This is a genomic window from Streptomyces sp. NPDC058796 (assembly GCF_042745235.1).
Classification (GTDB): Bacteria; Actinomycetota; Actinomycetes; order Streptomycetales; family Streptomycetaceae; genus Streptomyces.
This window is the reverse complement of sequence record NZ_JBHYOP010000009.1, coordinates 253286-277850: the sequence shown is the minus strand read 5'-3', so window position 1 is coordinate 277850 and position 24565 is coordinate 253286. Positions and strand designations below refer to the sequence as shown.

General features: G+C 74.5%; 25 protein-coding genes and 1 pseudogene. 15 read left to right on the top strand and 11 right to left on the bottom strand.

The annotated features are described in order from the left end of the window. Nucleotides 1-218: 218 nt before the first annotated feature. Entirely contained in the window at nt 219-1058 is an 840-nt protein-coding gene (locus ACFW47_RS23880; RefSeq protein ID WP_386277747.1) for a TIGR02452 family protein, read from the top strand. Here ACFW47_RS23880 and ACFW47_RS23875 read toward each other — a convergent pair. Next, nucleotides 1043-1435, bottom strand: a pseudogene (locus tag ACFW47_RS23875) (type II toxin-antitoxin system PemK/MazF family toxin). The gene ACFW47_RS23880 and the pseudogene ACFW47_RS23875 sit on opposite strands and share 16 nt — an antisense overlap. Nucleotides 1436-1628: 193 nt before the next feature. Here ACFW47_RS23875 and ACFW47_RS23870 point away from each other — a divergent pair. Both ACFW47_RS23870 and ACFW47_RS23865 read left to right on the top strand, forming a co-directional pair. After that, on the top strand, nt 1629-2519 hold the full coding sequence (locus ACFW47_RS23870) for an NAD(P)-dependent oxidoreductase (protein ID WP_386277745.1): 891 nt from the start codon (nt 1629-1631) through the stop codon (nt 2517-2519). 83 nt (nt 2520-2602) lie between these two features. Then, nucleotides 2603-3028 (top strand): PPOX class F420-dependent oxidoreductase, encoded by a 426-nt coding sequence (locus tag ACFW47_RS23865; protein WP_386277743.1) that lies wholly within the window; start codon nt 2603-2605, stop codon nt 3026-3028. Between the two features lie 46 nt (nt 3029-3074). Here ACFW47_RS23865 and ACFW47_RS23860 read toward each other — a convergent pair whose 3' ends face one another. Then, on the bottom strand, nt 3075-3716 hold the full coding sequence (locus ACFW47_RS23860) for a LysE family translocator (RefSeq protein WP_386277741.1): 642 nt from the start codon (nt 3714-3716) through the stop codon (nt 3075-3077). A 163-nt stretch (nt 3717-3879) separates the two neighbouring features. Between ACFW47_RS23860 and ACFW47_RS23855 the strand changes: the two genes are divergently transcribed. Continuing rightward, a complete protein-coding gene (locus tag ACFW47_RS23855; protein WP_383276036.1) occupies nt 3880-4308 on the top strand; it encodes a VOC family protein in 429 nt (142 codons plus the stop codon). A gap of 1067 nt (nt 4309-5375) precedes the next feature. Here ACFW47_RS23855 and ACFW47_RS23850 read toward each other — a convergent pair. Next, the gene (locus ACFW47_RS23850; protein WP_386306962.1) at nt 5376-6638 is read right to left on the bottom strand and encodes an MFS transporter; all 1263 of its coding nucleotides are present in this window, start codon (nt 6636-6638) and stop codon (nt 5376-5378) included. A 141-nt stretch (nt 6639-6779) separates the two neighbouring features. After that, nucleotides 6780-7658, bottom strand: coding sequence for an alpha/beta fold hydrolase (locus tag ACFW47_RS23845; RefSeq protein WP_386306960.1), 879 nt, complete (start codon nt 7656-7658; stop codon nt 6780-6782). A gap of 156 nt (nt 7659-7814) precedes the next feature. Between ACFW47_RS23845 and ACFW47_RS23840 the strand changes: the two genes are divergently transcribed. From ACFW47_RS23840 to ACFW47_RS23820, 5 genes are read left to right on the top strand one after another with little or no spacing between them, the layout of a single operon-like run. Beyond that, on the top strand, nt 7815-9785 hold the full coding sequence (locus ACFW47_RS23840; RefSeq protein WP_386277734.1) for a BTAD domain-containing putative transcriptional regulator: 1971 nt from the start codon (nt 7815-7817) through the stop codon (nt 9783-9785). A gap of 56 nt (nt 9786-9841) precedes the next feature. Beyond that, nucleotides 9842-10285, top strand: a complete 444-nt coding sequence (locus ACFW47_RS23835) for a PPC domain-containing DNA-binding protein (RefSeq protein WP_386277732.1) — start codon at nt 9842-9844, stop codon at nt 10283-10285. Further along, nucleotides 10279-10704, top strand: coding sequence for a CBS domain-containing protein (locus ACFW47_RS23830; protein ID WP_386278585.1), 426 nt, complete (start codon nt 10279-10281; stop codon nt 10702-10704). The genes ACFW47_RS23835 and ACFW47_RS23830 overlap by 7 nt, the downstream gene beginning before the upstream one ends. 31 nt (nt 10705-10735) lie before the next feature. Beyond that, on the top strand, nt 10736-11080 hold the full coding sequence (locus tag ACFW47_RS23825; protein WP_386277730.1) for a DUF6343 family protein: 345 nt from the start codon (nt 10736-10738) through the stop codon (nt 11078-11080). A 36-nt stretch (nt 11081-11116) separates the two neighbouring features. Next, nucleotides 11117-12133, top strand: coding sequence for an RNA polymerase sigma factor RpoD/SigA (locus ACFW47_RS23820; RefSeq protein ID WP_386277727.1), 1017 nt, complete (start codon nt 11117-11119; stop codon nt 12131-12133). A 12-nt stretch (nt 12134-12145) separates the two neighbouring features. On the opposite strand, the gene ACFW47_RS23815 is transcribed toward ACFW47_RS23820, so the two are convergent. Continuing rightward, entirely contained in the window at nt 12146-13573 is a 1428-nt protein-coding gene (locus ACFW47_RS23815; RefSeq protein ID WP_386277725.1) for an FAD-dependent oxidoreductase, read from the bottom strand. A 30-nt stretch (nt 13574-13603) separates the two neighbouring features. Continuing rightward, nucleotides 13604-14827 (bottom strand): polysaccharide pyruvyl transferase family protein, encoded by a 1224-nt coding sequence (locus tag ACFW47_RS23810; RefSeq protein WP_386306958.1) that lies wholly within the window; start codon nt 14825-14827, stop codon nt 13604-13606. A 177-nt stretch (nt 14828-15004) separates the two neighbouring features. Between ACFW47_RS23810 and ACFW47_RS23805 the strand changes: the two genes are divergently transcribed. Beyond that, entirely contained in the window at nt 15005-15961 is a 957-nt protein-coding gene (locus ACFW47_RS23805; protein WP_386277721.1) for a TerC family protein, read from the top strand. Between the two features lie 6 nt (nt 15962-15967). Here the strand turns inward: ACFW47_RS23805 and ACFW47_RS23800 are convergent, their stop codons facing one another. Both ACFW47_RS23800 and ACFW47_RS23795 read right to left on the bottom strand, forming a co-directional pair. Beyond that, the gene (locus ACFW47_RS23800) at nt 15968-16309 is read right to left on the bottom strand and encodes a hypothetical protein (RefSeq protein ID WP_386277719.1); all 342 of its coding nucleotides are present in this window, start codon (nt 16307-16309) and stop codon (nt 15968-15970) included. A 109-nt stretch (nt 16310-16418) separates the two neighbouring features. Beyond that, nucleotides 16419-16622 carry a hypothetical protein gene (locus ACFW47_RS23795; RefSeq protein ID WP_100047687.1) on the bottom strand — a complete coding sequence of 68 codons (204 nt, stop codon included), beginning with the start codon at nt 16620-16622 and terminating at the stop codon, nt 16419-16421. A 108-nt stretch (nt 16623-16730) separates the two neighbouring features. On the opposite strand from ACFW47_RS23795, the gene ACFW47_RS23790 reads away from it, so the two are divergent. Continuing rightward, a complete protein-coding gene (locus tag ACFW47_RS23790; protein ID WP_386277716.1) occupies nt 16731-17636 on the top strand; it encodes a LysR family transcriptional regulator in 906 nt (301 codons plus the stop codon). Nucleotides 17637-17692: 56 nt separating this feature from the next. Here the strand turns inward: ACFW47_RS23790 and ACFW47_RS23785 are convergent, their stop codons facing one another. Further along, a complete protein-coding gene (locus tag ACFW47_RS23785; RefSeq protein ID WP_386277714.1) occupies nt 17693-18256 on the bottom strand; it encodes an NAD(P)H-dependent oxidoreductase in 564 nt (187 codons plus the stop codon). A gap of 144 nt (nt 18257-18400) precedes the next feature. On the opposite strand from ACFW47_RS23785, the gene ACFW47_RS23780 reads away from it, so the two are divergent. Beyond that, nucleotides 18401-19069 (top strand): TetR/AcrR family transcriptional regulator, encoded by a 669-nt coding sequence (locus ACFW47_RS23780; RefSeq protein ID WP_386277711.1) that lies wholly within the window; start codon nt 18401-18403, stop codon nt 19067-19069. A 100-nt stretch (nt 19070-19169) separates the two neighbouring features. Further along, complete coding sequence (locus ACFW47_RS23775; protein WP_386277709.1) at nt 19170-20204, top strand: LacI family DNA-binding transcriptional regulator; 1035 nt, start codon at nt 19170-19172, stop codon at nt 20202-20204. A 7-nt stretch (nt 20205-20211) separates the two neighbouring features. Here ACFW47_RS23775 and trxA read toward each other — a convergent pair whose 3' ends face one another. Continuing rightward, nucleotides 20212-20601, bottom strand: coding sequence for a thioredoxin (gene trxA / locus ACFW47_RS23770; protein ID WP_386277707.1), 390 nt, complete (start codon nt 20599-20601; stop codon nt 20212-20214). A gap of 120 nt (nt 20602-20721) precedes the next feature. Between trxA and ACFW47_RS23765 the strand changes: the two genes are divergently transcribed. Further along, the gene (locus tag ACFW47_RS23765; RefSeq protein WP_386277705.1) at nt 20722-22158 is read left to right on the top strand and encodes a dihydrolipoyl dehydrogenase family protein; all 1437 of its coding nucleotides are present in this window, start codon (nt 20722-20724) and stop codon (nt 22156-22158) included. 72 nt (nt 22159-22230) lie between these two features. Here the strand turns inward: ACFW47_RS23765 and ACFW47_RS23760 are convergent, their stop codons facing one another. After that, complete coding sequence (locus ACFW47_RS23760) at nt 22231-22881, bottom strand: peptide deformylase (protein ID WP_386306956.1); 651 nt, start codon at nt 22879-22881, stop codon at nt 22231-22233. Between the two features lie 138 nt (nt 22882-23019). Here ACFW47_RS23760 and ACFW47_RS23755 point away from each other — a divergent pair, with 138 nt between their 5' ends. Continuing rightward, on the top strand, nt 23020-24438 hold the full coding sequence (locus tag ACFW47_RS23755; protein WP_386306954.1) for a PepSY-associated TM helix domain-containing protein: 1419 nt from the start codon (nt 23020-23022) through the stop codon (nt 24436-24438). The last annotated feature ends 127 nt before the right edge of the window (nt 24439-24565 follow it).

Here is a 24565-nt window from a genome sequence, read left to right as displayed (position 1 = left end):
CCCACCCAAGACCCTCGTACGGCTCCGCACAAGGGTGCACAGCGGGACATTCCGGCTCGGAAGTCTCCGCGGCCCGTCCGTTTCCGAGGGCTTTCCCCGGCGTTCCCCGGCCGGGAAACTCCGTTGCACCGCAGCACCAGCATCACCCAGGATCACCACATGAGCACGACGGGGGAGACCGCGCGGCGCGCGGCCATGGCGTCCACGGGGGTGTCGCCATGAGCGCGCGCCTGCGCGGCATCGCACAGCGGACCGAGCAGATCGTGACGGCGGGGTACTACCGCACACCCGGCGGACGAGAGGTGTCCGTGGCGGCCGCGGTCGCCGGGGCACGTGAGGGCACCCGGACGCACGGACCGCAGCCGGTGGAGCCGGCGGCCTGGACCCCGGCGCGGACGGTGTTCGAAGTGACCGGCGAGAGCAGCCTGGAGGCCGCCCGCCGGCTCGGCGGCGAGGTCGCCGTGCTGAACTTCGCCTCCGCCCGCAATCCCGGCGGCGGCTACCTCAACGGCGCCCAGGCCCAGGAGGAGGCCCTCTGCCGGGCCTCCGCGCTGTACACCTGCCTGCTGCGGGCCCGCGAGTTCTACGACCACCACCGCGCCCACCGCGACCCGTTCTACACGGACCGCGTCATCCACTCACCGGCCGTCCCCGTCTTCCGCGACGACCGCGGCGACCTGCTCGACGAGCCGCACACGGCGGGCTTCCTCACCTGCGCCGCGCCGAACGCGGGCGTGGTGCTGCGCACGGCCCCCGAGCGCGCCGCCGAACTGCCCGCCGCCCTGGCCGCGCGTGCCGAGCGGGTACTGGAGACGGCCACGGCCCACGGGTACCGGCGGCTCGTGCTCGGGGCCTGGGGCTGCGGCGTGTTCCGCAACGACCCCGCCCAGGTCGCGGGCGCCTTCCGGACGCTGCTGGGACCCGGCGGTCGCTTCTCGGCGGCCTTCGAGCGGGTGGCGTTCGGCATCCTGGACCGCACGCCGGGCGGCACGGTCCGCCAGGCGTTCGCGCGGGCCTTCCCCGAGGGCACGGACCGCCCCGGTCAGCTCCAGCCGTAGCGCTCCCGAAGCCGCCGCCGAACGAGGTCGAACCGCATCCGGTCCAGGGCGCACGCCTCGCGCGCATCCCGGCTTCGTGCAGCCGCAGCACCCGGTCGACGTCGACCCAGGAGTCCCGCCCGGACCGGTCCCACGGCCCGCTCCCGGTCGGCACCCCCGGTGCCGGCCCCGGTTCCACTGGAGCGGCTTAGCCGCGCCCGTCGTTCTCCTCGTAGGGCAGCCAGGTCCAGACGATCGCCGGGACCGGGGTCGCCGACGTGCGCGGGGGAGTGCTCGGTCCGCACCCGGCCCACGGCCCGGGGATCGGCGTCGGTGGTGGCGAAAGTGCCGTGACGGCCGGGAACGGCGTCGTCCGTGTCGTCGGCGAAGGAACGCACGGCCGTACCGTACGGGACGCCGACGGCGGCCCCGGCGGAGGTGCGAGCGTCCGGTCGCGGTGCCGTCGCCGTACGCGCGGGCGCACGGACCGGGCGCCGCCGCCGGGCGGGTGGCAGGCTGATCACGCTGATCACCGGAGGCCGCACGCCGCGGCCCCGGCCACCGACCGTACGAGCACAGAAGGCCGACGTCATGACCGAGCAGCTCACCGTGAGCGTCCTGGGCACCGGCATCATGGGTGCCGCGATGGCCCGCAACCTCGTCCGCGCCGGACACTCCGTCCGCGTCTGGAACCGCAGCCGGGACAAGGCCGAGCCGCTGGCCGCCGACGGCGCGCACGTCGCCGGCGGACCCGAGGAGGCGGTGCGGGGCGCCGACGTCGTCCTCACCATGCTGTACGACGGTCCGGCCGCCCTCGACGTCATGCGGCGGGCCGCACCCGGTCTGCGTCCCGGTACCGCGTGGGCGCAGTCGACCACCGCCGGCGTCGACGCGGTCGCCGACCTGGCCGCCTTCGCACACGAGCACGGCCTGGTCTTCTTCGACGCGCCGGTGCTGGGCACCCGGCAGCCCGCCGAGGCCGGGCAACTGCTCGTGCTGGCCGCCGGTCCGGCCGACGCCCGGCACGCCGTCGAGCCCGTGTTCGACGCCGTCGGCTCCCGCACGGTGTGGACCGGCGAGGACGGCGCGGCCGGCAGCGCCACCCGGCTGAAACTGGTGGCCAACAGCTGGGTACTGGCCGCCACCAACGCGGCCGGCGAGGTCCTTGCGCTCGCCAGGGCGCTGGGAGTCGATCCGGACGCCTTCTTCGACGCCATCGGCGGCGGCCCGCTCGACATGGGGTACCTGCGCGCCAAGGCGGGGATGATCCGGGACGGCGCGCTGACACCGGCCCAGTTCGCGGTCACCACCGCTGCGAAGGACGCCCGGCTCATCGTCGAGGCCGGCGAGGCGAACGGGGTCCGCCTGGACCTGGCCGCCGCCGGAGCCGGGCGACTGGCGCGCGCGGCGGCGCAGGGGCACGGTGACGAGGACATGGCGGCGGCCTACTTCGCCAGTTTCGAGGAGAAGGCGTCCGGCTGACCGCGCCCGGGGTACCGGTGAGGGTGCGCGAGAAGCCGGACGCCGACGTAGCCTCGGCACAGACCAAGATCCAAGGAGCCACCATGTCCAAGCCCCCGCTGCCGCACGAGGCCGTCGCACTGCTGCGCCGCCCGAACCCGTGCGTCATGGCCACCGTCCGCTCGGACGGCGCCCCCGTCTCCACGGCCACCTGGTACCTGTGGGAGGACGACGGCCGGGTCCTGATCAACTTCGACGCCGGCCGGGTGCGCCTGAAGCACGTGCGCCGCGACCCGCGGGTGACCCTCACGGTCCTCGCGGACGACGACTGGTACACGCACGTCACCCTCATCGGCCGCGTCACCGACATCCGCGACGACGCGGACCTCTCCGGCATCGACCGCCTCTCCCGGCAGTACACGGGCAACCCCTACCCGGACCGCGTCCGGCCCCGGGTCAGCGCCTGGGTCGAGGTCGAGCGCTGGCACGGCTGGGGTGCCATGAAGGACAGCGACCAGGCGTCCACCTGAGCGACGGCCGCGAACGCCGTGTCCCGAGGCCGTCGCCGGACAGGCCCTAGTCCTTCCGCCCGGTGACGGCCACGGTGACGCCGAGGCCGATCATCGCCAGGCCGCCCGCGCCGCCGACCGCGGACAGCCGGCGCGGTGACCGCGCGAACCAGTCGCGCGCGGTGGCCGCGAGCAGGCCCCACACGCTGTCGCAGGCCAGCGCGATGGCGTTGAAGACCAGGCCGAGCAGCAGCATCTGCACGGCGACGCCGCCCCGGTCCCGGTCGGCGAACTGCGGCAGCACGGCGGCGAAGAACACGATGGTCTTGGGGTTGGTCACCCCGACGGCAAAGCCCTCCCAGAAGGTGCGCCGCCGGTCCTCGTCCGACCCGGCGTCACCGGCGAACGCGGCCCGCAGGGAGCGGCGTTCGCGCCACGCCCCGACTCCGAGGTGCACCAGGTAGGCGGCGCCCGCCAGCTTCAGCACCGTGAAGACGACGGCCGACCGCTCCACGACCGCCCCGACGCCCAGGGCGACCGCGACGACCAGGACGTAGGAGCCGAGCGTGTTCCCGGCCACCGTGGTGAGCGCGGCGCGGCGGCCGCGGGAGAGCGCCCTGCCGACCACGAACAGCACGCTCGGGCCTGGGACCACGATGATCAGCAGTGACAGCGCCGCGAAGGCGAGAAGACGGTCGGCGGACACCATGGCGTCATGCAAGCACGGCACCCGCTCGGCCTACCACGGGATTTTCGCCGGGCGTCGACACCCGCTCGGTCCTCGCCTAGGATCCACGGCGCGGCATCGCGTGCCGGTCACCGTCCGGGTGAGGCATGGAGGCGCCGCGGAGATGCCCGTGGAGGCATTGCCCGTGTCAGTCGAGTTCAACCACACCATCGTTCTCTCCCGCAGCCGGGAGGAGTCCGCGCACTTCCTCGCCACCGTCCTGGGGCTGGAGGTCGGCGAGCCCGCGGGGATGTTCCTGCCGGTGACGACCGCGAACGGCGTCACCCTCGATTTCGCCACCGTCGACATCGACATCCCCGTGCAGCACTACGCGTTCCTCGTCTCCGAGGACGAGTTCGACGCGATCCTCGCCCGCCTCGTCGCGGACGGCGTCCCCGTCCAGGCCGACCCGCACGGCCGGCACCCGCGCCGCATCAACCGCAACGACGGCGGCCGGGGCGTGTACTTCAGCGACCCGTCCGGGCACGGCATGGAAGCCTTCACCCGCCCCTACGGAAGCGACCCGTCCTCGCCGCTCAACGGCGTCACGGAGGACGTCCCGGGCGCACGCTGACCGCGGTCGCCGGCGGACCGTTGTCAGACCCCCTCCCCATACTGGTGGCCTCGAGTGAGCCGGACGTGAGGAGGGGGATGCCGTGCGCACGGTCTACAGCGGGGAACTGCACGTCAGCTACGGGCAGTTCTACGTGGACAGCCGGCGGGACGACGACGGACCGGCACTGTGGGCGGCCTGCGCCGGGCAGAGCAACGGACTGTGCGGCGCGGCCGTCCCCGGCCACCTCTTCCTCGTCACGGGCCTGCACACCGGCCGGGTCGGTCTGACCGTCGAGGTGCACGGGGCGGCCCCGCCGCTCGACGAGGCCTGGGAGGAGGCCGTGGAGGTGTCCTTCCGGCCGGCCGGCGCCCCGGCGGTCGTCCTGCCGTGGGGAGACGGTCCGCTGTGCGCGCTGGACCTGCTGCCGACCGACCACCGGGTGCGTTACTGCGGGCGCGGCATGGACCGGGGGCGGGACGAGGAGCTCGCCGTGCTGGAGGGCGGCGCGCCGGTGGACCACTATCTGCTGCAGTTCTGGCCCGCCCCGCCCGCCCCGGACCTCGTCGTCCGGCAGACCTCCGGCAGCGCCGCGTACTGGCACCGGCACGCCCGCAGTCTCCCGGCGGCCGGGCAGGAGACCGCGCCGGGGGACCGGGAAACCCTCTCCTGGGGCGGCCGGCTGCCCAGCCGGCGCGTCAGGGAGGCCGGCGGCGACGCACGCGGACTGGTGCCGCTCGACCGCGAACTGATCGACGCCGTCGACGCCGTGTGCCCGAGGACGCAGCGGTGCCTCGCGCGCTGGGCCGCCCACCGCGCGCTCACCGAGGCGGGGCTCGACGGCATCGACTGGATCACGCCCGCGCTGGCCGCACTGGACCGCGGGGAGCCCCTGCCCGACCCGTTCGGCGACCCGGAGCGGGTCTGGGGACGCTTCTTCGCCGACGCCCGCACCCGGTGCGGCGCGGCCGCCCCGCCGGACGGGAGCGGCAACCCGCTGCGGCGGACCACCGCCCTGCCCGCCCTCTTCGCCGCGGCCGAACCGGACCCGCTGCGCGCCGCACTCGGCGCCCTCTTCGCCGCCGCGGTCACCCACGGCCCCGAGTACCCGGCGCTGTTCGCCGAGGCCCGCCGCCGCTTCCCGGCCCTCGTCCGGGACACACCAGCAGCAGGGGAGTCACCAGCAGGAGGACTCCCGCCAGCGCGATCGCCGTACGCGGACTCGTGAGGCCGGCCAGGAGGCCCCACAGCGCGGTCAGGGCCGCGGTCGTCAGCCTGGCGCTGACGGTCCAGGCGGTCAGGGTGCGGGCGACCCGGTCCGCCGGCGTCAGGTCGAGGCGGCGCGTGGCGGACACCGGGTTGAACACGCCCGCGCAGGTGATCAGACCGAACTCGACGGCCATCACGAGGACGAGTCCGCCGGTGCCGGGACCGACGAAGGCCAGGCCCACCGACCAGCACACGCGCAGCGCCCCGCTGGCGACCAGCACCCGGTGGTCCCCGAACCGCGTCACGAGCGGGCCGGCCAGCCGCGAGCCGAGCAGCCCGCCGGCGCACGGCACCGCGAAGGCCAGGCCGTACTGCCAGGGCGCGAAGCCCAGATCGCCCAGCATGAGGACGGCGAGCAGCGGAGCCGTGGCCATGATCAGGCCGTTGACCAGCAACGTGTTCAGGAACAGCGGGCGCAGTCCCGGCGAGGTGAGGATGAACCGCCAGCCGGCCGGCAGGTCACCCGCCCGCGGCCGGGCCGGGCCGGTGCGGACCGGCTGCGGCTCGCCACCGCCGACGGCGCGGACGCCCAGCGCCGACAGCAGGTGGCTCACCGCGTCGACCGTCACCGTGACCACCGGGCCGAAGAGCCCGATCGCCGCGCCGCCGGCCGGAGGCCCGAGCATCGTCGCGGTCCAGGTGGTCGCCTCGAACCGGCCGTTCGCCCTCAGCAGGTCCCCCGGCGGTACCAGCGCCTTGAGACAGGAACCGGCGGCGGCCCGGAACGCGATGTCGGCCGCGGCCATGACGGCCGACACCACCAGCAACTGGGCGAGGGAGAGCCGGCCGAACGCGTACGCGACGGGCACGCTCAGCAGCACCGCGCACCGGACCAGATCCATCGCGACCATCACCGGCCGCTTGCGCCGGAACTCCACCCACGGGCCCAGCGGCACCGCCACCACCGCGCCCACCGCGAGCCCGGCCGCCGCGAGCGCCGCCACCTGCCGCGGCCCGGCGTCCAGCACCACGACCGCGATCAGCGGGAAGGCGTCGAAGGCCAGCCGGGTGCCGAACGTGCTGACGGCGTACGCCGCCCACAACCACCCGAACGGCCGCCCCAGCGACCTCCTGCCACTCACCACGCCCGACACCGACACGCCCGACATCCAAGCGAGCACGGCACCCGCGGATCAAACAACGGGCCGGGCCCCCTGTACAACCCACGGTTGTGCATCGGTCCGCTGTACGCCGGTCCGCTCTGTGCCGGCCCCGCCGTCCCGCTAGCGCGCCAGCAGCTTCCGCAGCGCACCGGCGACCTCGCCCGGTGCCTCCTCGGCCATGAAGTGGCCGCACCCGACGGTCTCGTGGGCCAGGTCCGGAGCCCAGCTCCGCCACAGGGCGGCGGCGTCGTAGCCGAGGGCCGCGCCCCAGCCCTGCTGGAGGACGGTCACCGGCATCCGCAGCCGGTTCCCGCTCTCGCGGTCGGCCCGGTCGTGGTCGACGTCGATGCCGGCGGAGGCCCGGTAGTCGGCCACGATGGACGGCACCGCCGCACGGGACGCCTCCAGGTAGGCGGCGCGTACGTCGGCGGGCAGGGCGTCCGGATCGCGGGTCCAGACGTCGAGGAAGTGGCCGAAGAACGCGTCGGGCGCGGCGCCGATCAGCTGCTCCGGCAGCCCGGGCGGCTGGGCCATCAGGTAGAGGTGGAAGCCCACCGCCGCCGAGGTGCCGTGCAGCACGTCCCACATGTCCAGGGTCGGCAGCACGTCCAGCGCGGCCAGGTGCGTCACCGTGTCCGGGTGGTCCAGTCCCGCCCGCACCGCGACCAGCGCGCCCCGGTCGTGACCGGCCAGCGCGAAGCGCTCGTGTCCGAGCGCGCGGGCGAGGGCGACGACGTCGGCGGCCATGGTCCGCTTGGCGTAGGCGGTGCCGCCGGGATCGGCCGGCTTGTCGCTGGCGCCGTAGCCGCGCAGGTCGGGGCAGATGACCGTGTGGTCGGCCGCGAGGTCGGCGGCGACGTGCCGCCACATCAGGTGGGTCTGCGGGAAACCGTGCAGCAGGACGAGCGGGCTGCCCGAGCCGCCGACGGCCACGTTCAGGGCGACGCCGTCGGCGACCGTGACGCGGTCGTAGGTGAAATCGGGGATGGTCGGTGCCATGGCTGCTCCATGCCTTTCGACGCACGCCGTGCCTGTTCCCCGGCGTGCTGGTGACTGCTCCCAGCCTCACGGGCCCGAATCAGCAACGGATCAGCATCCGTCGGCACGCGTACCGTGGTGACCGGCGAGCAGCGGTGCGGATCGGAGCGGGCGGACATGGAAGCGGTCACCTTCGGCGTGCTGGGACCGGTCACCGCCGAACGCGCCGGCGCCGGAGTCGCCCTCAAGGGCCCCAGGCACCGCGCGGTGCTGGCACGGCTGGTCCTGGCCCGGCGGCGGGTCGTCCCGCTCGACCGCCTCGTCCACGACCTGTGGGACGAACCGCCGCCGAGGGCCGTGGGCGCGGTGCGCACCTTCGTCGGGGACCTCCGCCGCGCTCTGGAGCCCGGCCGTCCGCCGCGCACCCCGGCCCGGCTCCTCGTCACCGAAGGACCCGGGTACGCCCTGCGCGCGGCCCCGGACGCCGTCGACGCGTGGCGCTTCGAGGCGGCCGTCGCCGAGGCCGACCGGCTGCCCGCCGCCCAGGCCCCGGACCGCATCCGGGCCGCGCTCGGACAGTGGCGGGGTCCGGCGTACGCCGACTTCGCCGGGGCCGAGTGGGCCCGCGGCGAGCGTTCCCGGCTCACCGAACTGCGGCTGCGCGCGGTCGAGCGCCGGGCGGAGCTCCTGGTGGACGCGGGCCGCGCCGCCGAGGCGGTCCCCGACCTCGACGCGCACCTGACCGAGCACCCCTGGCGCGAGGAGGCGTGGCGGCTGCTCGCCCTCGCCCTGTACCGGACCGGACGCCAGGCGGACGCCCTCGCGGTGCTGCGCCGGGCCCGGGACCTGCTCGCCGCCCACCTGGGCGTCGACCCCGGGTCCGGGCTGCGCCGCCTGGAGGCCCGCGTCCTCGCCCAGGACCCGGAGCTGGACCCGCCCGGCGAACCGGCGGAGGCGGCCGCCCGGCTGTGGGCCCGCGCGACCGAGGCGTACGACCGCGCGGTCGCCGCCGGCGCCCACGCCCGCCTCGAGTCCACCGTCGGCCTGCTGCGCGGCCTCGCGGTCACCGGCGGCGGCGGACTCGAGGCGGCCCGGGAGCAGCGCATGGCGGCGGTCGCGGCGGCCGAGGAGACGGGCGACGCGGAGCTGACGGCCCGCGTCATCGGCGCCTACGACGTGCCCGCCAACTGGACCCGCGGCGACGACCCCGGACTGGCCCGGCGGATCGTCGCGGCGGCCGAACGCACCCTGGCCGCCCTGCCGGACGACACCACCGCCGACGCGGCACGCTGCCGCCTGCTGGCCACCGTCGCCCTGGAGTCACGCGGCGTGCGGTCCCCGCGCGGGCCCCGGGCCGCCCACGAGGCCGAGCGCATCGCCCGCCGCCTCGACGACGCCGCACTGCTCGCCTTCGCCCTCAACGGCGCCTTCATGCAGTCCTGCACCACCGCGGGACTGGCCCCGCGCCGCGACGCGATCGGCGCCGAACTCGTCGCGCTCTCCACCCGGCACGGCCTGGTCAACCACCTGGTCCTCGGCCACCTCATCCGGCTCCAGGCCCGCTCGGCCCTCGCCGACCTCACCACCGCCGACGAGCACGCCGCCGCCGTGGACCGGCTGGCCGAGCGGCACGAACGGCCGCTGGTGGGCGTCTTCACCGAGTGGTACCGAGCCCTGCGCCACGCCGTCACCGGCAGCCCGTACGACCGTACGGAGGCCGCCTACCGGTCCGCCGCCGCACGTCTCGAAGGCGCGGGCATGCCGGGCCTGGAACGCGGGCTGCTGCCCCTCGCCCTGCTGGGCCTGCGCCTGTCCCGCGGCAGGCCGGCCGACGTGGATCCGCGCGCCGACTGGGGGCCGTACCGGCCCTGGGCCGAACCGTTCGCGCTCCTCGCCGACGGCCGGGCGGCCGAGGCCCGCACGGCCCTGCGGTCCCTCGCCGAGCCGCCGCCCGACCTGCTGTACGAGGCCCTGTGCTGCGCCGAGGCCGCGCTCGCCCTCGGGCTCGGCGACCGCGCGGCCCTGGAGCGGACGTACGACAGGCTGCTGCCCGCCGCCGGCGAGATCGCCGGCGCGGGCAGCGGGCTGCTCACCTTCGGGCCGGTCGGCACGTGGCTCGCCGCGATCCGCCGGGCACTCGACGCGTGAGACCGTCACGCCGCCGCCCCGGGGTTGCCCCGTTGCCCGTCGGGTACCCGGCGGGCATGAAGTGGCGACAGGTGCAGGACGGACCGTCCGCGGTGTACGTGGTGGTGCTCGACCCCGGGGAGGACGCGGTCGCCGAGCTCACCGCCTTCGCCCGCGACCGGTCCCTCGGGGCGTCCCAGGTGACCGCCGTGGGCGCCTTCTCGGAGGCGGTCGTCGGCTGGTTCGACCGGCAGGCCAAGGACTACCGTCACATCCCGGTGGAGGAGCAGTGCGAGGTGCTGTCCCTGATCGGGGACATCGCCCTCGCCGACGGGGTACCGGCCCCGCACCTGCACGCCGTACTGGGTCTGTCCGACGGCTCAACCCGCGGCGGACACCTGCTGTCCGGCCGGGTCTGGCCGACGCTGGAGGTCGTCGTCCGGGACAGCCCGGCGGAACTGGCCAAGACCCACCACCCCGAGATCGGACTGGCCCTGATCGACCTGGAGGCGCGATCATGACACGGATACGAGATGTGATGTCACCCGCCCCCGTGGCCGTCGAGCCCATGACCACCGTGACGCGGGCGGCCCGGCTGATGCGCGAGGAGGACGTCGGCGACGTCCTGGTGACCTACGACCGCGACCTGTTCGGCGTGCTCACGGACCGCGACATCGTGCTCCGGGGCGTCGCCGACGGCCGCGACCCCGACACCACCACGGTCGGCTCGGTGTGCTCGCCCCCGCCGGTCGTCACCCTCGGACCGGACGACACGACCGACCGCGCGGCCGAGCTGATGCGGCACCACGCCGTCCGGCGGCTCCCGGTCGTCGAACACGGCGGTGTCCCGGTCGGCGTGGTCACCCTCGGCGACCTCGCCGCCGCCGACGACCCCCAGTCCGCCCTGGCGGACATCAGCAGGGCCGCACCCGGCCACTGACACACCGGACCGCCTCACGCAGGAGGCACGCATGAACGACCGGCGCCACCTCCACGGGGCCACGCACTCCGCCTCCCGAGCGCGGTCCGGCGCGTTCGGCCGCCGTCACCCGCGCACCGGCACCGAACCGGTCACGGCACAGAGCCCGCTGGGACTCCGCCTGGTGCTGTCCGCCGTCTTCCTGCCGCTGTTCCTGGCCGGAGCCGCGTACTTCGGTGTGTGGGCCGCGGACGCGGGAGCCGGGGACAGTCCCGGACGCGGCAGCCTGATCGTCCTCGCCGTAGTCTGCGCGGCGTTCGCACTGCTGGCGGCGGCGGACCTGGTGGTCGTACTGCGCAGACTGCGGCACGAACGCACCGGGACGGCCCCGCACTGACCCGAGAGCCCGAGGAGGGGACGAGGAGGAAGCGACATGGCTCCCCTGGCACGAACACCCGGGGCCGGCACCGAGGACCGCCGTGCCCCCGCCCGCACCGCACGGCTGCGCAGCCGCATCCCCGAACCCGACGAGGAACCCGACCTGCTCGGCCAGTACCTGGCGCAGATCGGCGCCACCCCGCTGCTGACGGCCGAGGACGAGGTGCGGCTCGCCCAGCGCATCGAGGCCGGCGTCCGGGCCATGGAGGAACTGGAGTCGGCCGACACCGGCGAGCCCGCCCCCACGCCCGGACGGCGCCGCGCCCTGGAGGAGACCGTCCACGACGGCCAGGCCGCCAAGGACCACATGGTGCGGGCGAACCTGCGGCTCGTGGTCTCGATGGCCAAACGGCACGCCCACCGCGGACTGCCCCTGCTGGACGTCATCCAGGAGGGCAACCTCGGCCTGATCCGGGCGGTGGAGAAGTTCGACCACACCAAGGGCTTCAAGTTCTCCACGTACGCCACCTGGTGGATCCGCCAGGCCATCGAGCGGGGCCTGGCCACGCACGCGCGTACGGTACGGCTGCCGGTGCACGTCGTGGAGCAGTTGCAGAAGCTCGCCAAGGTCGAACGGAAGCTCCGGGCGGGCCTCGACCGCGAACCGACCGCCGACGAGGTGGCCGCCGAGAGCGGCATCGACGGGGACAAGGTCGTCTGGCTGCGCCGCGTCGGCCGGGACGCCGTGAGCCTCGACACCCCGGTCGACGAGACCGGCGAGACCGTCGTCGGCGACCTCATTCCCGACAGCGAGGTGCTCCAGGCCCCCGAGGTCGCCGAGTTCCAGGCGCTGGCGGCGGAGCTGCGGGAGGCCGTCGGCACCCTCGCGCCCCGCGAGGCGATGATCCTCAGCCTGCGCTACGGCCTGCACGACGGCCGCCCGCGCACCCTGCACCAGGTGGCCCAGCAGGTGGGCCTGACCCGGGAACGCGTCCGCCAGCTGGAAAAGGCCTCCCTCGACCACCTGCGCGCCCCCGAGACCCGGGACCGCCTCCTGGACTGGGCGAGCTGACGGCGCGCGGCGTCAGGTGCGCAGCCGCGCCCCCTGCCGCAGCAGTTCGTGCTGGACCATCCGGTACGGCAGGCCGCGTGGCCCGCGCCCGTGCCGGACGGTCAGCGCGGCGCACACCCCGGCCGCCTGACCGGTCGCCATCGCGATGGGCATGACCCGGTACGACGAGTGCGCCACGTGCGTGCCGGAGATGCAGCGCCCGGCCACCAGCAGCCGCTCCGTGCCCCGGGGGACCAGGCAGCGCAGCGGAATGTCGTAGAAACTGCCCTGCGGTACCCGCTTGAGGACGGTGCCGGAGCCGCGCGGGTTGTGGATGTCGACCGGATAGGCGCCGTGCGCGATCACGTCCGGGAAGGTGCGCGCGGCCAGGATGTCGTGGCCGGTCAGCTGGTAGTCGCCGAGGACGCGCCGGCTCTCCCGCACGCCGATGTGGGTGCCGCTCTGCACCACGTACGACTCCTCGAATCCCGGCACACGGGTGCGCAGGAAGCGGTCGATCTGGGCCAGCTGGCGCCGGGCCGTGTACTCGGCGCGGGTGAGGTCCCACACGCTGGTGCCGAGGACCCGGTTGACGCGGGTGCTGTTGACGGCGACCTCGCGCGGGTGCGGGGTCGCGAAGAAGAGGATGTCCTCGCGCGGCAGCCGCAGCTCGCCGGCGGCCCTGGCCTCCTCGATCAGGTCCCACAGGCCGTGCACACCACGCCACTGGCCGGGATGGTCCCGCACGTAGTCGGCGAAGTCCGGCCGGGAGAAGTCGGCGACGCGGAACATCAGCGTCATCGGCTGCACCAGCCCGTCCTCGGGCCGGCCGATCTCGAACGGCGCCCCGCAGGAGGCCGCCACGTCGCCGTCGCCCGTGCCGTCGACGACCACCCCGGCGTCGATCACCACCGGACCCGACTTGGTCTCGAAGACCACCCTCCAGCCGGAGCCGTCGTCCAGGGGCAGCGCGCCGGACGCGAACGAGTGGAAGAGCATCCGCACTCCCGCCTCGTCCATCATCTCCAGCAGGGAGAACTTGAACAGCTCCGGGTCGAAGGGCACCGTGTACCCGGTCTTCGGGGAGGGCGGAAGGCAGCCGCCCCGGCCCATCAGCCGGTCGAGCAGCTGCCAGAGGACGCCCGCGACGACCGGCTCGCCCTCGCCGTGGTCGGTGGGCAGCAGCCGGGAGGTGTCCCCGGCCTCGGTGAACGCCGCCTGCTTGTGCTCGTTGTGGAAGGACATCAGCGGCATCACCAGCGCAGCGGTCGCGTTGCCGCCGAGGAACCCGTACCGCTCGACCAGCACCACGTCGGCCCCGGCGTCGGCCGCGCCGATCGCGGCGGCGAACCCGGCGGGTCCGCCGCCCACCACCAGCACGTCGCACCGGCCCCCGTGCCGGGCGGCTCGCGGCGGCAGCGTGACCTCACGGGGTTCGCGGGGCTCTTCCAGGACCGGCATCGCTCTCCTCGCGGGTGTCGCTGTGCGGGGTCAGGCGTGCAGGGGGCGCGGCTCGACGGCGTACGGGGCGTACCCGGCCGCCCGGGAGCCCGGCCCCGCCCTGCCCTCGTCGAGGCTGTCCAGCAGGGAGCCGCAGCGTACGCAGGTCTCCCGCGCCGCGGCGGACAGCTCCCGCATCCGCGCCCGCAGGTCGTCCCGGCGGTTCGGGTACTCGTCCCACATCCGGTCCACCTCGGCCAGCAGCAGTCCGGCCTGCTCCCGCGCCACGCCCACCAGCGCCGGGGCGCCCAGCCGGCGCGCGAAGTCGAAGACCTTGCCGGAGTACGGCAACGGCAGCACCGGCACACCGCTGAGCGCCGCGAAGATCACGAAGTGCAGGCGCATGCCGACGGCCACGTCCAGGTGGCGCGTGAAGCCGAGGACCTGCCCCGGGCTGTAGTCGCCGTGCAGGATCCGGCCCTTGTCCGGTGCCGTCATGTGGGAGAGCACGGCGTGCGCGTGCCGTACGTCGTGCCGCTCCATCGGCAGGAACACCACGTGCGCGTCCAGGCGCCGCACCAGGAAGTCGGCGACGTCGGCGAGCAGCGCGTGGTAGTCGCCCTCGTCCAGCTTCTCGGCGGCCCGGCCCGGTTCGCGCACCGACATCCCCACCAGCCGGGCGCCCGAGGGGATGCCCTCGTCGCGCATCATGGCCTCGGTGAACGCCTCCGGCCCCAGCAGCAGGGCCGGATCGGCGGTGACCGTGACCTCGCGCTCCAGGCCGACCTCCTCCAGCACCAGCCGGGACTCCTCGTCCCGCACCACGACGTCGTTCATGTCCGCCAGTACGGTGCGCACCGCGTCCCGGTCCTCGGCGTCCGTCAGCGGCCCGGCGCCGACGGCGTACGCGAAGGTCGGCACGGACCGGGTCTGCGCGGCGCGCACCAGCCGCAGGTAGCGCCGCGCCTCGCCGTCGTAGAGGATTCCGCCGCCGCCCAGCACCAGCAGATCCAGCCCGGGCAGCACGTCCAGGACGTGGTTGCGGCTGACCCCCTCCCAGGGCACCACCTCGTCGGCGTCGGGGTGATGGGCGCGGGTGTGCTCTGCGTTGCGGCTCATGACGACCAGGCGCGCGCCGGGCCGCTGGGCACGCAGACAGCTCAGGACGCAGGTGAGGATCGCCTCGTCGCCGGTGTTGAAGCCGCCGTAGGAACCGAGCACGCCGATGCGCGGGCCCGGCAGGGCATGGTGCGGAGGGGAGGGGGCAGTGGTCATCCGGGGCTCCCGTCGGATCGGAGTGGGCCGGCCCGCCGGCCGCGGTGCGCGGATCGCGCGGCCGCGCGGATCGGGCACGGTGCCGGGTTGCCTGCGCCGCCCCGTGGAAACACCCTGTCCAAGAACCTGTCCGTGGTCCGGCCCCCGCTTTCGTCCCCCACCGCAACAGGAGCACCAGTGAACGTTTCGCTCACGGTCTGGCTGCTGACCGTCGCGGGCCTGTGCGTCCTCGTCGCCGCCGACTTCTTCATCGGCCGCAAGCCGCACGACGTGTCGATCCGGGAGGCGGGGATCTGGACGGCCGTCTGGGTGGTCCTGGCCTGTCTGTTCGGCGTGGGGCTGTGGGTGGCCGCCGGCGGCGCCCCGGCAGGCGAGTTCTTCGCCGGCTACATCACCGAGAAGTCCCTCAGCGTCGACAACCTCTTCGTCTTCGTCCTGATCATGGCCAAGTTCGCGGTGCCCTCCGAGTACCAGCAGCGGGTGCTCATGGTCGGCGTCATCGTGGCCCTGGTGCTGCGCGCCGCGTTCATCGCGGCCGGCGCGGCGATCATCTCCGCCTTCTCCTGGGTCTTCTACATCTTCGGCGCCTTCCTGATCTGGACGGCCTGGAAGCTCGTCCAGGACGCCCGCAAGGGCGGCCACGACGAGGAGTACGAGGAGAACAAGCTGCTGAAGTCGATCGAGCACCGTTTCGGGGTCGCCGACCGCTACCACGGCACCAAGCTGTGGATCGAGGAGAACGGCAAGCGCGTCATGACCCCGATGCTGGTCGTGATGCTGGCGATCGGCTCCACCGACGTCCTGTTCGCCCTGGACTCCATCCCCGCGATCTACGGCCTGACCCAGGACCCGTACATCGTCTTCACGGCCAACGCCTTCGCCCTGATGGGCCTGCGCCAGCTGTACTTCCTCATCGGCGGACTGCTGAAGAGGCTGGTCCACCTCTCCTACGGTCTGTCGGTCATCCTCGGCTTCATCGGCGTGAAACTGGTGCTGCACGCCCTGCACGAGTCCGGGGTCCACGTCCCCGAGATCGGCATCCCGTTCTCCCTGGGCTTCATCGTGCTCGTCCTCGCGGTCACCACGGTGACCAGCCTGGTGGCCGCGAGGCGGCAGGAGGAACGGGACGCCTGACCCGTTCTACTGGATGGTCCAGCCCACGCTGCCGACCCCCGAGCTGTAGATCGCGCACACGCCCGAGGACTCGCCGTACTGGCCGGGCGCCAGCGTCACCCACTGGCCCGAGACGTCGGGTGCCCAGCCGCAGACCACCTCGGCGCGGAAGGTGATGGTCCGGTCGGTGTTGTTGCTGCAGCCGGCGATGCCGTGGTCCGGATTGTTGTTGTGCACCCAGCCGTCGCAGTCCACACCGGCCGCCGTCGGTGCGCCCTGTGCGGGCCCGGCGAAGCCGGCGGCCGTGAGGGCCAGGGCGGAGGCGGTGGCGGCGAGGCCCGCCCTGACGAGGCTCTTCCTGCGGCGCATGCGTACTCCCGTGAGGTCGCGTCTTGTCGGCGTGACCAGTCAACGGGGCGGCGGCCGCCGCGTGAACCTCGGACCTGTCAGGGTGGCCCCGGCCGGCCCGGCCATCGCCTCAGCAGCCCGCCGGGGTGGGCCTGCCGCGCGAGACGACGCGGGTGCCGTGGCCGTCGACGACGCGGGCCTGCAGCGAGCCGCAGGCGCACCGGGTCCACAGGGTGCCGCCCGCCGCGGTGGGGTGCGCGGACAGCACCTGGAAGGGTTCGGCACCGTCGGGCCACCCGCAGTGCGGGCAGGCGACACCGGTCGTGCTGGACATGGCTTCTCCTCGTGGCTTGATCGACCGTTGCGACACACACAGCGTGCGGTCCCGGATCCGTTCACGTCCAGGTTGACTTTACGGACTCGACCGTGAAGCGTGCACTTCATGATTGACCTGCGCAGGCTGCACGTCCTCAGGGCCGTCTCCCACTACGGCACGGTCACCGCGGCGGCCCGCGCCCTGCACTTCACCCCGTCCGCGGCCTCCCAGCAGATCCGGCAGCTCGCCCGCGACCTGGGTGTCGACCTCCTGGAGCCGCAGGGCCGGGGCGTGCGGCTCACCCCGGCCGCCGAGAGCCTGCTCGCGCACGCCGACGCCATCCAGGCCCGCTGGGACGAGGCGGAGCTCGACCTGCGGGCGGGAGAGGGGATGCCCGCCGGGCCGCTGCGGGTGGCGGGGCTCCCGGTGGCCGTCGCGGTGCTGCTGGCGCCGATGGCCGCGCGGCTGCGTGAGCGGCATCCACGGCTGTCGGTGCAGATCCGGGAGGTCGAGGTGGGGGAGAGCTTCGACCTGCTCTTCGAGGGGGAGGCGGATCTGGCGGTGGTGGAGGCGACCCCGTCCAACCCGCCGGCCGCGGACGCGCGCTTCGACCAGCGGCCGCTCATGGACGACCCGTTCGACCTGGTCGTCCCGGAGGGCCACCCGCTGGCCGGACGGGACGGCGCCGACCTCGCCGATGTCGCGCACGAGCCCTGGATCGCCCCCGTGGCCGACAGCCCCTGCCGGACACACGTGATGTCGGCGTGCGGCGCCGCCGGGTTCACGCCCGACGTGGTCCACCTCGCGCGGGACTGGAACGTGACCGGCCACCTGGTCGCCAACGGGCTCGGCGTGGCGCTGGTCCCGAGGCTCGCCCGGCTGGCTCCGCGGCTGCCGATCGTGCGGGTGCCCTGCGCCGGCCGGCCGCACCGCAAGCTGCTGACCTGCACCCGCAGCGGCGGCCACCGGCGTCCGGCGGTCGCGGTGGCGCTGGAGGAACTGCGCTCGCTGGCGGTGACGGCGGTGGCCTGACACACGTCGGGACCGGAGCCGTGCGCGGCTCCGGTCCCGTGGGTGCGGCGCTGCCGTCAGGCGGCGACGGCCTCGTCGGCGTGGCCGAGCAGCTGGGTGACGACCTCGGTCAGCTGGGCGGCGACCTCGGTGTCGTCGGCCGGGTGGGTCTCGGCGAAGCGGGTCACCGAACCGGGGATGGAGAGCTTGATGTCCTCGATCACCTTGCCGCCGGCGATGCCCACGGCCTTGCGGGTGTCGTCCTGCGCCCACACGCCGCCGTACTGGCCGAAAGCGGTGCCGACGACGGCGGCGGGCTTGCCGGAGAGGGCGCCGGCGCCGTACGGGCGGGACAGCCAGTCGATGGCGTTCTTCAGGACGGCCGGGATGGTGCCGTTGTACTCGGGCGAGAAGAACAGGAAGGCGTCGGCGGCCTGGGCGGCTTCGCGCAGCTTCACCGCGGCGGCCGGGACGTTGCCCTCCACGTCGATGTCCTCGTTGTAGAAGGGGATGTCGGCCAGCCCCTCGAACAGCTGCACCTCGGCGCCCTCCGGCGCGAACTTGGCGGCCGCCTCGGCGAGCTGGCGGTTGTGCGAACCGGCGCGAAGGCTGCCGACGAGCGCAAGGATGCGGACAGACATGAGTACTCCCACTGATGGCGCGGCGCTGCGGGCGCAGACGCTGCTGAAACACTGCCGTAACGATCCGGACCGGGGTCCGTTTAAGTTCTAACATCCCAAACGGACCGCGGTCCAGTTTTCTTCCCGATGCTTTACGCTGGCTTCATGTCCGCCGCCCTGCCGCCCTTCCCGAAGCCCGAGGAGACCGTCGGCCCGCCCGAGCTGCTGCAGCTCGGCACGGGGGCCGAGGCGGACGAGCCCTGCCTGCGCGCCGACGCCGCGCGCAACCGGGCACGGCTGCTGGAGGCCGCCGCTCGGCTGGTCGCCGAGCACGGCGCCGCCGCCGTCACGATGGAGGCGGTGGCCGCGGCCGCCTCGGTGGGCAAGGGCACGGTCTTCCGCCGTTTCGGCGACCGCACCGGCCTGCTGATGGCACTGCTCGACCACTCCGAGAAGAAGTTCCAGGCCGCGATCCTGGGCGGCCCGCCGCCCCTGGGGCCCGGCGCCCCGCCCGTCGAGCGGCTGCGCGCCTTCGGCTGCGCGATGCTGCGCCGCTCCATCGACGAACTGGAACTCCAGCTGGCCGCCGAGCCGAGCGCCGAACGCCGCTACACGTCCGCTCCGCGCCTCTTCCTGCGCGGCCACGTGGCGCTGCTGCTGCGGCAGGCGGTCCCGGACGCGGACAGCGAGCTGCTCTCCCACACCCTGCTGGCGTACCTGGACGCCGCTCTGGTCCACCACCTCACCGAACAGTGCGGGGTGCCCCCGCAGCGGCTGCGGGAGGGCTGGCTGGACCTGGTCGCGCGGGTGACCCGCACCGAGACCCCGGCCTGAGTCGGCCACCGGCCCGCCCCGGTAAGGAAGTTCGTCCGGTCCGGACGACGCCGCCCCGCCCGGCGCGCCCCTCGCGGCCTCTGCCAAGATGCCGTACGTCATGGTGCAGATACCGAAACCGCCCGCCCCCGAGTCCCTCGCACCGCGCTCCGTCCCCACGAGCGCCGATGTGGCCCGCCTGGCCGGCGTCTCGCGCGCGACCGTCTCCTACGTCCTGAACAACACCAGCGCCGTCCGGATCAGCGAGCCCACCCGCCGCCGCGTCCACGAGGCCGCCAGGGAACTCGGATACGTACCGCACGCCGCCGCCCGCTCCCTGCGCGCCGGACACAGCCGGACCGTCCTGATGCCCGCGCCGTCCTTCCCGGCCGGCCCGCTCTACAGCCGCTTCCTCAGCGAACTCCAGGGGGCCCTCGGCCGCCTCGACTACACGGTCGTGCAGTACGGCGGCGCCGGCCTGTACGGCGACGAGGCGGCCCGCGCCTGGGCCGAACTCCGCCCGGTCGCCGTCCTCGTCCCCGGTGCCGGGCTGGGGCCGCGAGGCGTGGAGATCCTCAAACGCTCGGGCGCCCGGGCGGTCGTCACCCTCGGCCACGAGGCCGTCGACGGGGCGCACGCCCTGCTCATGGACCACGAGATCGTCGGGCACAGCGCGGTCCGCCACCTCCACGAGCGCGGACACCGCGGCATCGGCGTCGTCGTGCCCGCGGAGGACGGCCTGGAGGTCTTCTCGGCGCCCCGCCTGGCCGGCGCCCGCCGAGCCGTGCGCGACACGGACGCCACCGTCACCGAGCTGCCCCTCGCCTACGACGAAGGGGCCGCCGCCCGGCTGGCCGCCCGCTGGGACTCACTCGGCCTCGACGCCGTGTTCGCCTACAACGACGAGTACGCGATGCTGCTCATGCGCGCCCTCCAGGACGAGGGCGTCCGCATCCCCGGCGACACCGCCGTGATCGGCGCCGACGACCTGATGCTCGGGCGCCTGCTGCGGCCCCGGCTGAGCACCGTCCACCTGGAGCTGCCCTCCGGCCGCGACCTGGCCGCGCTGGTCGACCGCGCGGTCCACGACCCCGGCGCCGCGCCCGAGCGGCACGAGGTGCTGGGCGCGGCGGTGGTGCACCGGGAGTCGAGCTGACCGGCTCCTACTGACCGTCCTGCCCGCCGGCCTGCGCCTGCTGCTCGGCGACCGCCTTGCGGACCTCGTCCATGTCCAGGTTGCGGGCCTGGCCGATGACGTCGGTCAGCGCCTCCTCGGGCAGCGCGCCCGGCTGCGCGAACACGGCCACCTGGTCCCGGACGATCATCAGCGTCGGAATCGACTGGATGCCGAAGGCCTGCGCCAGCTCCGGCTGCGCCTCGGTGTCCACCTTGCCGAACACGAGGTCGGGGTTGGCCTCGGCGGCCTTCTCGTAGACCGGCGCGAACTGCTTGCACGGACCGCACCACGACGCCCAGAAATCGATCAGGACGAACTCGTTGTCCGTGACCGTCTGGTCGAAGTTGTCCTTGGTGAGCTCCACGGTGCTGCTCATGGTGTGACCCTCTTCCTGGGTTCGGGTGCGTAAACCGTCGGCACAACACTGCCGACCTGGTGGGTATTCCGCGCACGTACCCATGTGGCCACGTCGCACACCACCCACCAGACTGACCCCATGACGCAAACGGATTCCATCGCGTACGACGTCGTCGTGATCGGCGCGGGCCCCGTGGGGGAGAACGTCGCCGATCGCACCCGCGCGGCCGGTCTGACCACCGCGATCGTGGAGAGCGAACTGGTCGGCGGCGAATGCTCCTACTGGGCGTGCATGCCCAGCAAGGCCCTGCTGCGCCCCGTCATCGCCCGCGCGGACGCCCGCCGCCTGCCCGGCCTGAGCGGGCCGGCGAGCGAGCCCCTGGACGCCACGGCCGTCCTCGCCCGCCGCGACGAGTTCACCTCCCACTGGAAGGACGACGGCCAGGTCCAGTGGGTCGAGGGCATCGGTGCCGACCTGTACCGCGGGCACGGGCGGCTCGCCGGACCGCGCACGGTCGAGGTGGCCGCCCCCGACGGCACCCGCCGGACGCTGACCGCCCGGCACGCCGTCGCCGTCTGCACCGGCAGCGGCGCCGCCCTCCCGAACCTGCCGGGCCTCGCCGAAGCGCGCCCCTGGACCAGCCGCGAGGCCACCAGCGCGGAAAGCGCGCCGGGGCGGCTCATCGTGGTCGGCGGCGGGGTCGTCGCCGTCGAGATGGCCGCGGCCTGGCAGGCCCTCGGCTCCAGGGTGACGCTCCTGGTGCGCGGCGGCGACGGCCTGCTCGCCCGCATGGAGCCGTTCGCCGGTGAACTGGTCGCCGACGCGCTCACCGAGGCCGGCGTCGAGATCCGCACCGGTACCTCCGTGGAGTCCGTGGTCCGCGAGAACGGCACCGTCGTCGCCGTCACCGACACCGGCGACCGCGTCGAGGCCGACGAGATCCTCTTCGCCACCGGCCGCGCGCCCCGCACCGCCGACATCGGCCTGGAGACCGTCGGCCTGGAACCCGGCGCCTGGCTCACCGTCGACGACAGCCTCCGGGTGGAGGGCCACGACTGGCTCTACGCCGTCGGCGACGTCAACCACCGCGCGCTCCTCACCCACCAGGGCAAGTACCAGGCCCGCATCGCGGGCGCCGCCATCGCCGCCCGCGCCTCGGGCGAACCGGACCTGGAGTCGGGCCCCTGGGGAGCCCACGCCGCGACCGCCGACCACGACGCGGTGCCCCAAGTGGTGTTCACCGACCCCGAAGCGGCGTCCGTCGGCCTCTCCCTCGCCGACGCCGAGCGGGCCGGACACCGGGTCCGTGCCGTCGACGTCGACCTCGCGACGGTGGCCGGCGCGAGCCTCTACGGCGACGGCTACAAGGGGCGCGCCCGGATGGTCGTCGACCTGGAGGACGAGATCGTCCGAGGCGTCACCTTCGTGGGCCCCGGCGTCGGCGAACTGATCCACTCCGCGACCGTCGCCGTCGCCGGTCAGGTACCGATCAGCCGCCTGTGGCACGCGGTCCCGTCCTACCCGACGATCAGCGAGGCGTGGCTGCGACTGCTGGAGGCCTACCGCGACAACTGACCCGGGAGGTACTCCCGGGGGCGGCACGGGTGGGCGGTGGTAAAGGCAGCCCGCCGCCCCCGCAGCCGCCCCTCAGACCCCCGGCAGCCCGAATCCCAATTCCCCCGCCGCCCGCTCCGGGGTGACCTGCCCCCACCACTGAGCCATCGCCCGCGACGAAGCCAGCGACCGCATCTCCGCCCGGTCCAGATACAGCACCCCGTCGAGATGATCCGTCTCGTGCTGCACGATCCGCGCCGGCCACCCCGAGAACACCTCGTCCACCTCCCGCCCCCGCTCGTCCCGCGCCCGCAGCCGCACCCGAGCGTGCCGCGCCACCACCGCCTGCCAGCCCGGCACGCTCAGGCAGCCCTCGAAGAACGCGGCCCGGACGTCCCCGACGGGCTCGTACGACGGATTGACCAGCACCCGGAACGGCTGCGGCACCCGCCCCCGGGCCGCCCGCACCTCCTCAGGCACCGGCGCCGGGTCCTCGATGACCGCGATCCTGAGCCGCACCCCCACCTGCGGCGCCGCCAGTCCGACCCCCGGCGCGGCGTGCATGGTCAGACGCAGCGCCTCGACGAACCGTGCCAGCAGCGGCGGCGCCAACTGCCCGTCGAACGGCTCGGCCGCGCGCCGCAGCACGGGGTCACCGGCCTCGGTGATCGGCAACGGCCCACCGGCAAGGAGCAGTTCCTCCACACGCTCGGCAAGAGGCGTGCGGTCACTCGGAGTTCCCATCGCGCCAGGATGCCACGGCCCACAGCACCCATCGCCACCAGCGCTGTGGCGCACGTCACCTCACCGCTGGGGAACCTCACGCGCTCCGGCTCCGACCACTGGGACCCCCCGTCCCCACGACGCCCCGGAGCGCCATCGATGACGACCACCTCCCCAACCCCCACCGATGAGGCCCCAGGGCCGGCGACCCCGCCGCCGAGACCCGGCGGGTGGTCCGCGCTGCGCCCGCTCGTCCTGCGCCTCCACTTCTACGCCGGCCTCGTCGTGGCCCCGTTCCTGCTGGTCGCGGCGGCCACGGGTTTCCTGTACGCCGCCTCGTTCCCGGCCGAGAAGATGGTCTACGCGCACGAGCTGACGGTCCCGGACGTGGGCGACCGCAAGCTGCCCGTCTCCGAGCAGGTCGCCGCCGCCCGCAAGGCCCATCCCGAGGGCACGGTGTCGGCCGTTCGGCCCTCGCCCGAGGCCGACGCCACCACCAGGGTGCTGCTGTCCGGCGCCCCGGGCGTGGACCCGGACCACACGCTCGCGGTCTTCGTCGACCCGTACACCGCCGAGGTGCGCGGCGCGCTGGAGCAGTACGGATCGACCGGGGCGCTGCCGCTGCGCACCTGGATCGACGAGTTCCACCGGGACCTGCACCTGGGTGAACCCGGCCGTCTGTACAGCGAGTTCGCCGCCAGCTGGCTGTGGGTGATCGCGGGCGGCGGCCTGGTGCTGTGGTTCTCCCGCCGCCGGGCCCGGCGCAGGCTGCGCGGCACCAGCGGCCGGCGCCGCACCCTGGGCCTGCACGGCACGGTCGGCGCCTGGGTCGCGGCCGGCTTCGTCTTCCTCTCGGCGACCGGCCTGACCTGGTCGACGTACGCCGGCGCGAACATCGAGGAGCTACGCGTCTCGCTCGGTCAGACCACCCCGTCCGTGTCGGCGTCGGCCGCCGGGGGCGGTGAGCACGCGGGCCACGGCGCGGCGGCGGGCGCCGGCGGGGACGCCGCGCACGGCGTCGGTCTCGACAAGGTCCTGGCCGCCGCGCGCGCCGAGGGCCTGGGCGACCCCGTGGAGATCGTCCCGCCCGCCGACGCGTCCTCCGCCTACGTCGTCAAGCAGGTGCAGCGCAGCTGGCCCGAGAAGCAGGACTCGGTCGCCGTTGACCCGGCGACCGGCGAGGTGACCGACGTACTGCGCTTCGCCGACTACCCGGTGCTCGCCAAGCTCAGCCGCTGGGGCATCGACCTGCACACCGGCAGCCTGTTCGGGCTGCCCAACCAGATCGTCCTGATGCTGCTGGCCGCCTGTCTGGTCCTGCTCATCGTCTGGGGCTACCGCATGTGGTGGCAGCGTGGCCGGGGCCCGGCCTTCGGCCGCCCGGTCCCGCGCGGCGCGTGGCAGCACGTCCCGCCGGCGCTGCTCGTCCCGCTGCTGGCGGCGGTGGCCGTCCTCGGCTGGTTCGTGCCACTGCTCGGCATCCCCCTGGCCGTGTTCGTCGCGGTCGACGTGGTGCTGGGCGAGATCGCCCACCGGCGCGGGCGCCGGGCCGGGGAGGGGAGAGCGGCGGCGAGGTGAGCGGACGGGCGAGCGGTGGGTACGGCGCCGTACCCACCGCACCCCCCCGGGCCCGCGGCGGGGGGGCGCGATGGTCCCCCGACCACCCCCCCCACACCGCGGCGCGACCCCGCGGGGGGTGGGCGCA

Excerpts from the sequence above, each read along its gene's own strand:
- ACFW47_RS23880 (WP_386277747.1), top strand. The coding sequence starts at position 219 with ATGAGCGCGCGCCTGCGCGGCATCGCACAGCGGACCGAGCAGATCGTG.
- ACFW47_RS23870 (WP_386277745.1), top strand. The coding sequence starts at position 1,629 with ATGACCGAGCAGCTCACCGTGAGCGTCCTGGGCACCGGCATCATGGGT.
- ACFW47_RS23865 (WP_386277743.1), top strand. The coding sequence starts at position 2,603 with ATGTCCAAGCCCCCGCTGCCGCACGAGGCCGTCGCACTGCTGCGCCGC.
- ACFW47_RS23860 (WP_386277741.1), bottom strand. The coding sequence starts at position 3,716 with ATGGTGTCCGCCGACCGTCTTCTCGCCTTCGCGGCGCTGTCACTGCTG.
- ACFW47_RS23845 (WP_386306960.1), bottom strand. The coding sequence starts at position 7,658 with ATGGCACCGACCATCCCCGATTTCACCTACGACCGCGTCACGGTCGCC.
- ACFW47_RS23840 (WP_386277734.1), top strand. The coding sequence starts at position 7,815 with ATGGAAGCGGTCACCTTCGGCGTGCTGGGACCGGTCACCGCCGAACGC.
- ACFW47_RS23835 (WP_386277732.1), top strand. The coding sequence starts at position 9,842 with ATGAAGTGGCGACAGGTGCAGGACGGACCGTCCGCGGTGTACGTGGTG.
- ACFW47_RS23825 (WP_386277730.1), top strand. The coding sequence starts at position 10,736 with ATGAACGACCGGCGCCACCTCCACGGGGCCACGCACTCCGCCTCCCGA.
- ACFW47_RS23820 (WP_386277727.1), top strand. The coding sequence starts at position 11,117 with ATGGCTCCCCTGGCACGAACACCCGGGGCCGGCACCGAGGACCGCCGT.
- ACFW47_RS23815 (WP_386277725.1), bottom strand. The coding sequence starts at position 13,573 with ATGCCGGTCCTGGAAGAGCCCCGCGAACCCCGTGAGGTCACGCTGCCG.
- ACFW47_RS23810 (WP_386306958.1), bottom strand. The coding sequence starts at position 14,827 with ATGACCACTGCCCCCTCCCCTCCGCACCATGCCCTGCCGGGCCCGCGC.
- ACFW47_RS23800 (WP_386277719.1), bottom strand. The coding sequence starts at position 16,309 with ATGCGCCGCAGGAAGAGCCTCGTCAGGGCGGGCCTCGCCGCCACCGCC.
- ACFW47_RS23795 (WP_100047687.1), bottom strand. The coding sequence starts at position 16,622 with ATGTCCAGCACGACCGGTGTCGCCTGCCCGCACTGCGGGTGGCCCGAC.
- ACFW47_RS23790 (WP_386277716.1), top strand. The coding sequence starts at position 16,731 with ATGATTGACCTGCGCAGGCTGCACGTCCTCAGGGCCGTCTCCCACTAC.
- ACFW47_RS23785 (WP_386277714.1), bottom strand. The coding sequence starts at position 18,256 with ATGTCTGTCCGCATCCTTGCGCTCGTCGGCAGCCTTCGCGCCGGTTCG.
- ACFW47_RS23780 (WP_386277711.1), top strand. The coding sequence starts at position 18,401 with ATGTCCGCCGCCCTGCCGCCCTTCCCGAAGCCCGAGGAGACCGTCGGC.
- ACFW47_RS23775 (WP_386277709.1), top strand. The coding sequence starts at position 19,170 with ATGGTGCAGATACCGAAACCGCCCGCCCCCGAGTCCCTCGCACCGCGC.
- trxA (WP_386277707.1), bottom strand. The coding sequence starts at position 20,601 with ATGAGCAGCACCGTGGAGCTCACCAAGGACAACTTCGACCAGACGGTC.
- ACFW47_RS23765 (WP_386277705.1), top strand. The coding sequence starts at position 20,722 with ATGACGCAAACGGATTCCATCGCGTACGACGTCGTCGTGATCGGCGCG.
- ACFW47_RS23760 (WP_386306956.1), bottom strand. The coding sequence starts at position 22,881 with ATGGGAACTCCGAGTGACCGCACGCCTCTTGCCGAGCGTGTGGAGGAA.
- ACFW47_RS23755 (WP_386306954.1), top strand. The coding sequence starts at position 23,020 with ATGACGACCACCTCCCCAACCCCCACCGATGAGGCCCCAGGGCCGGCG.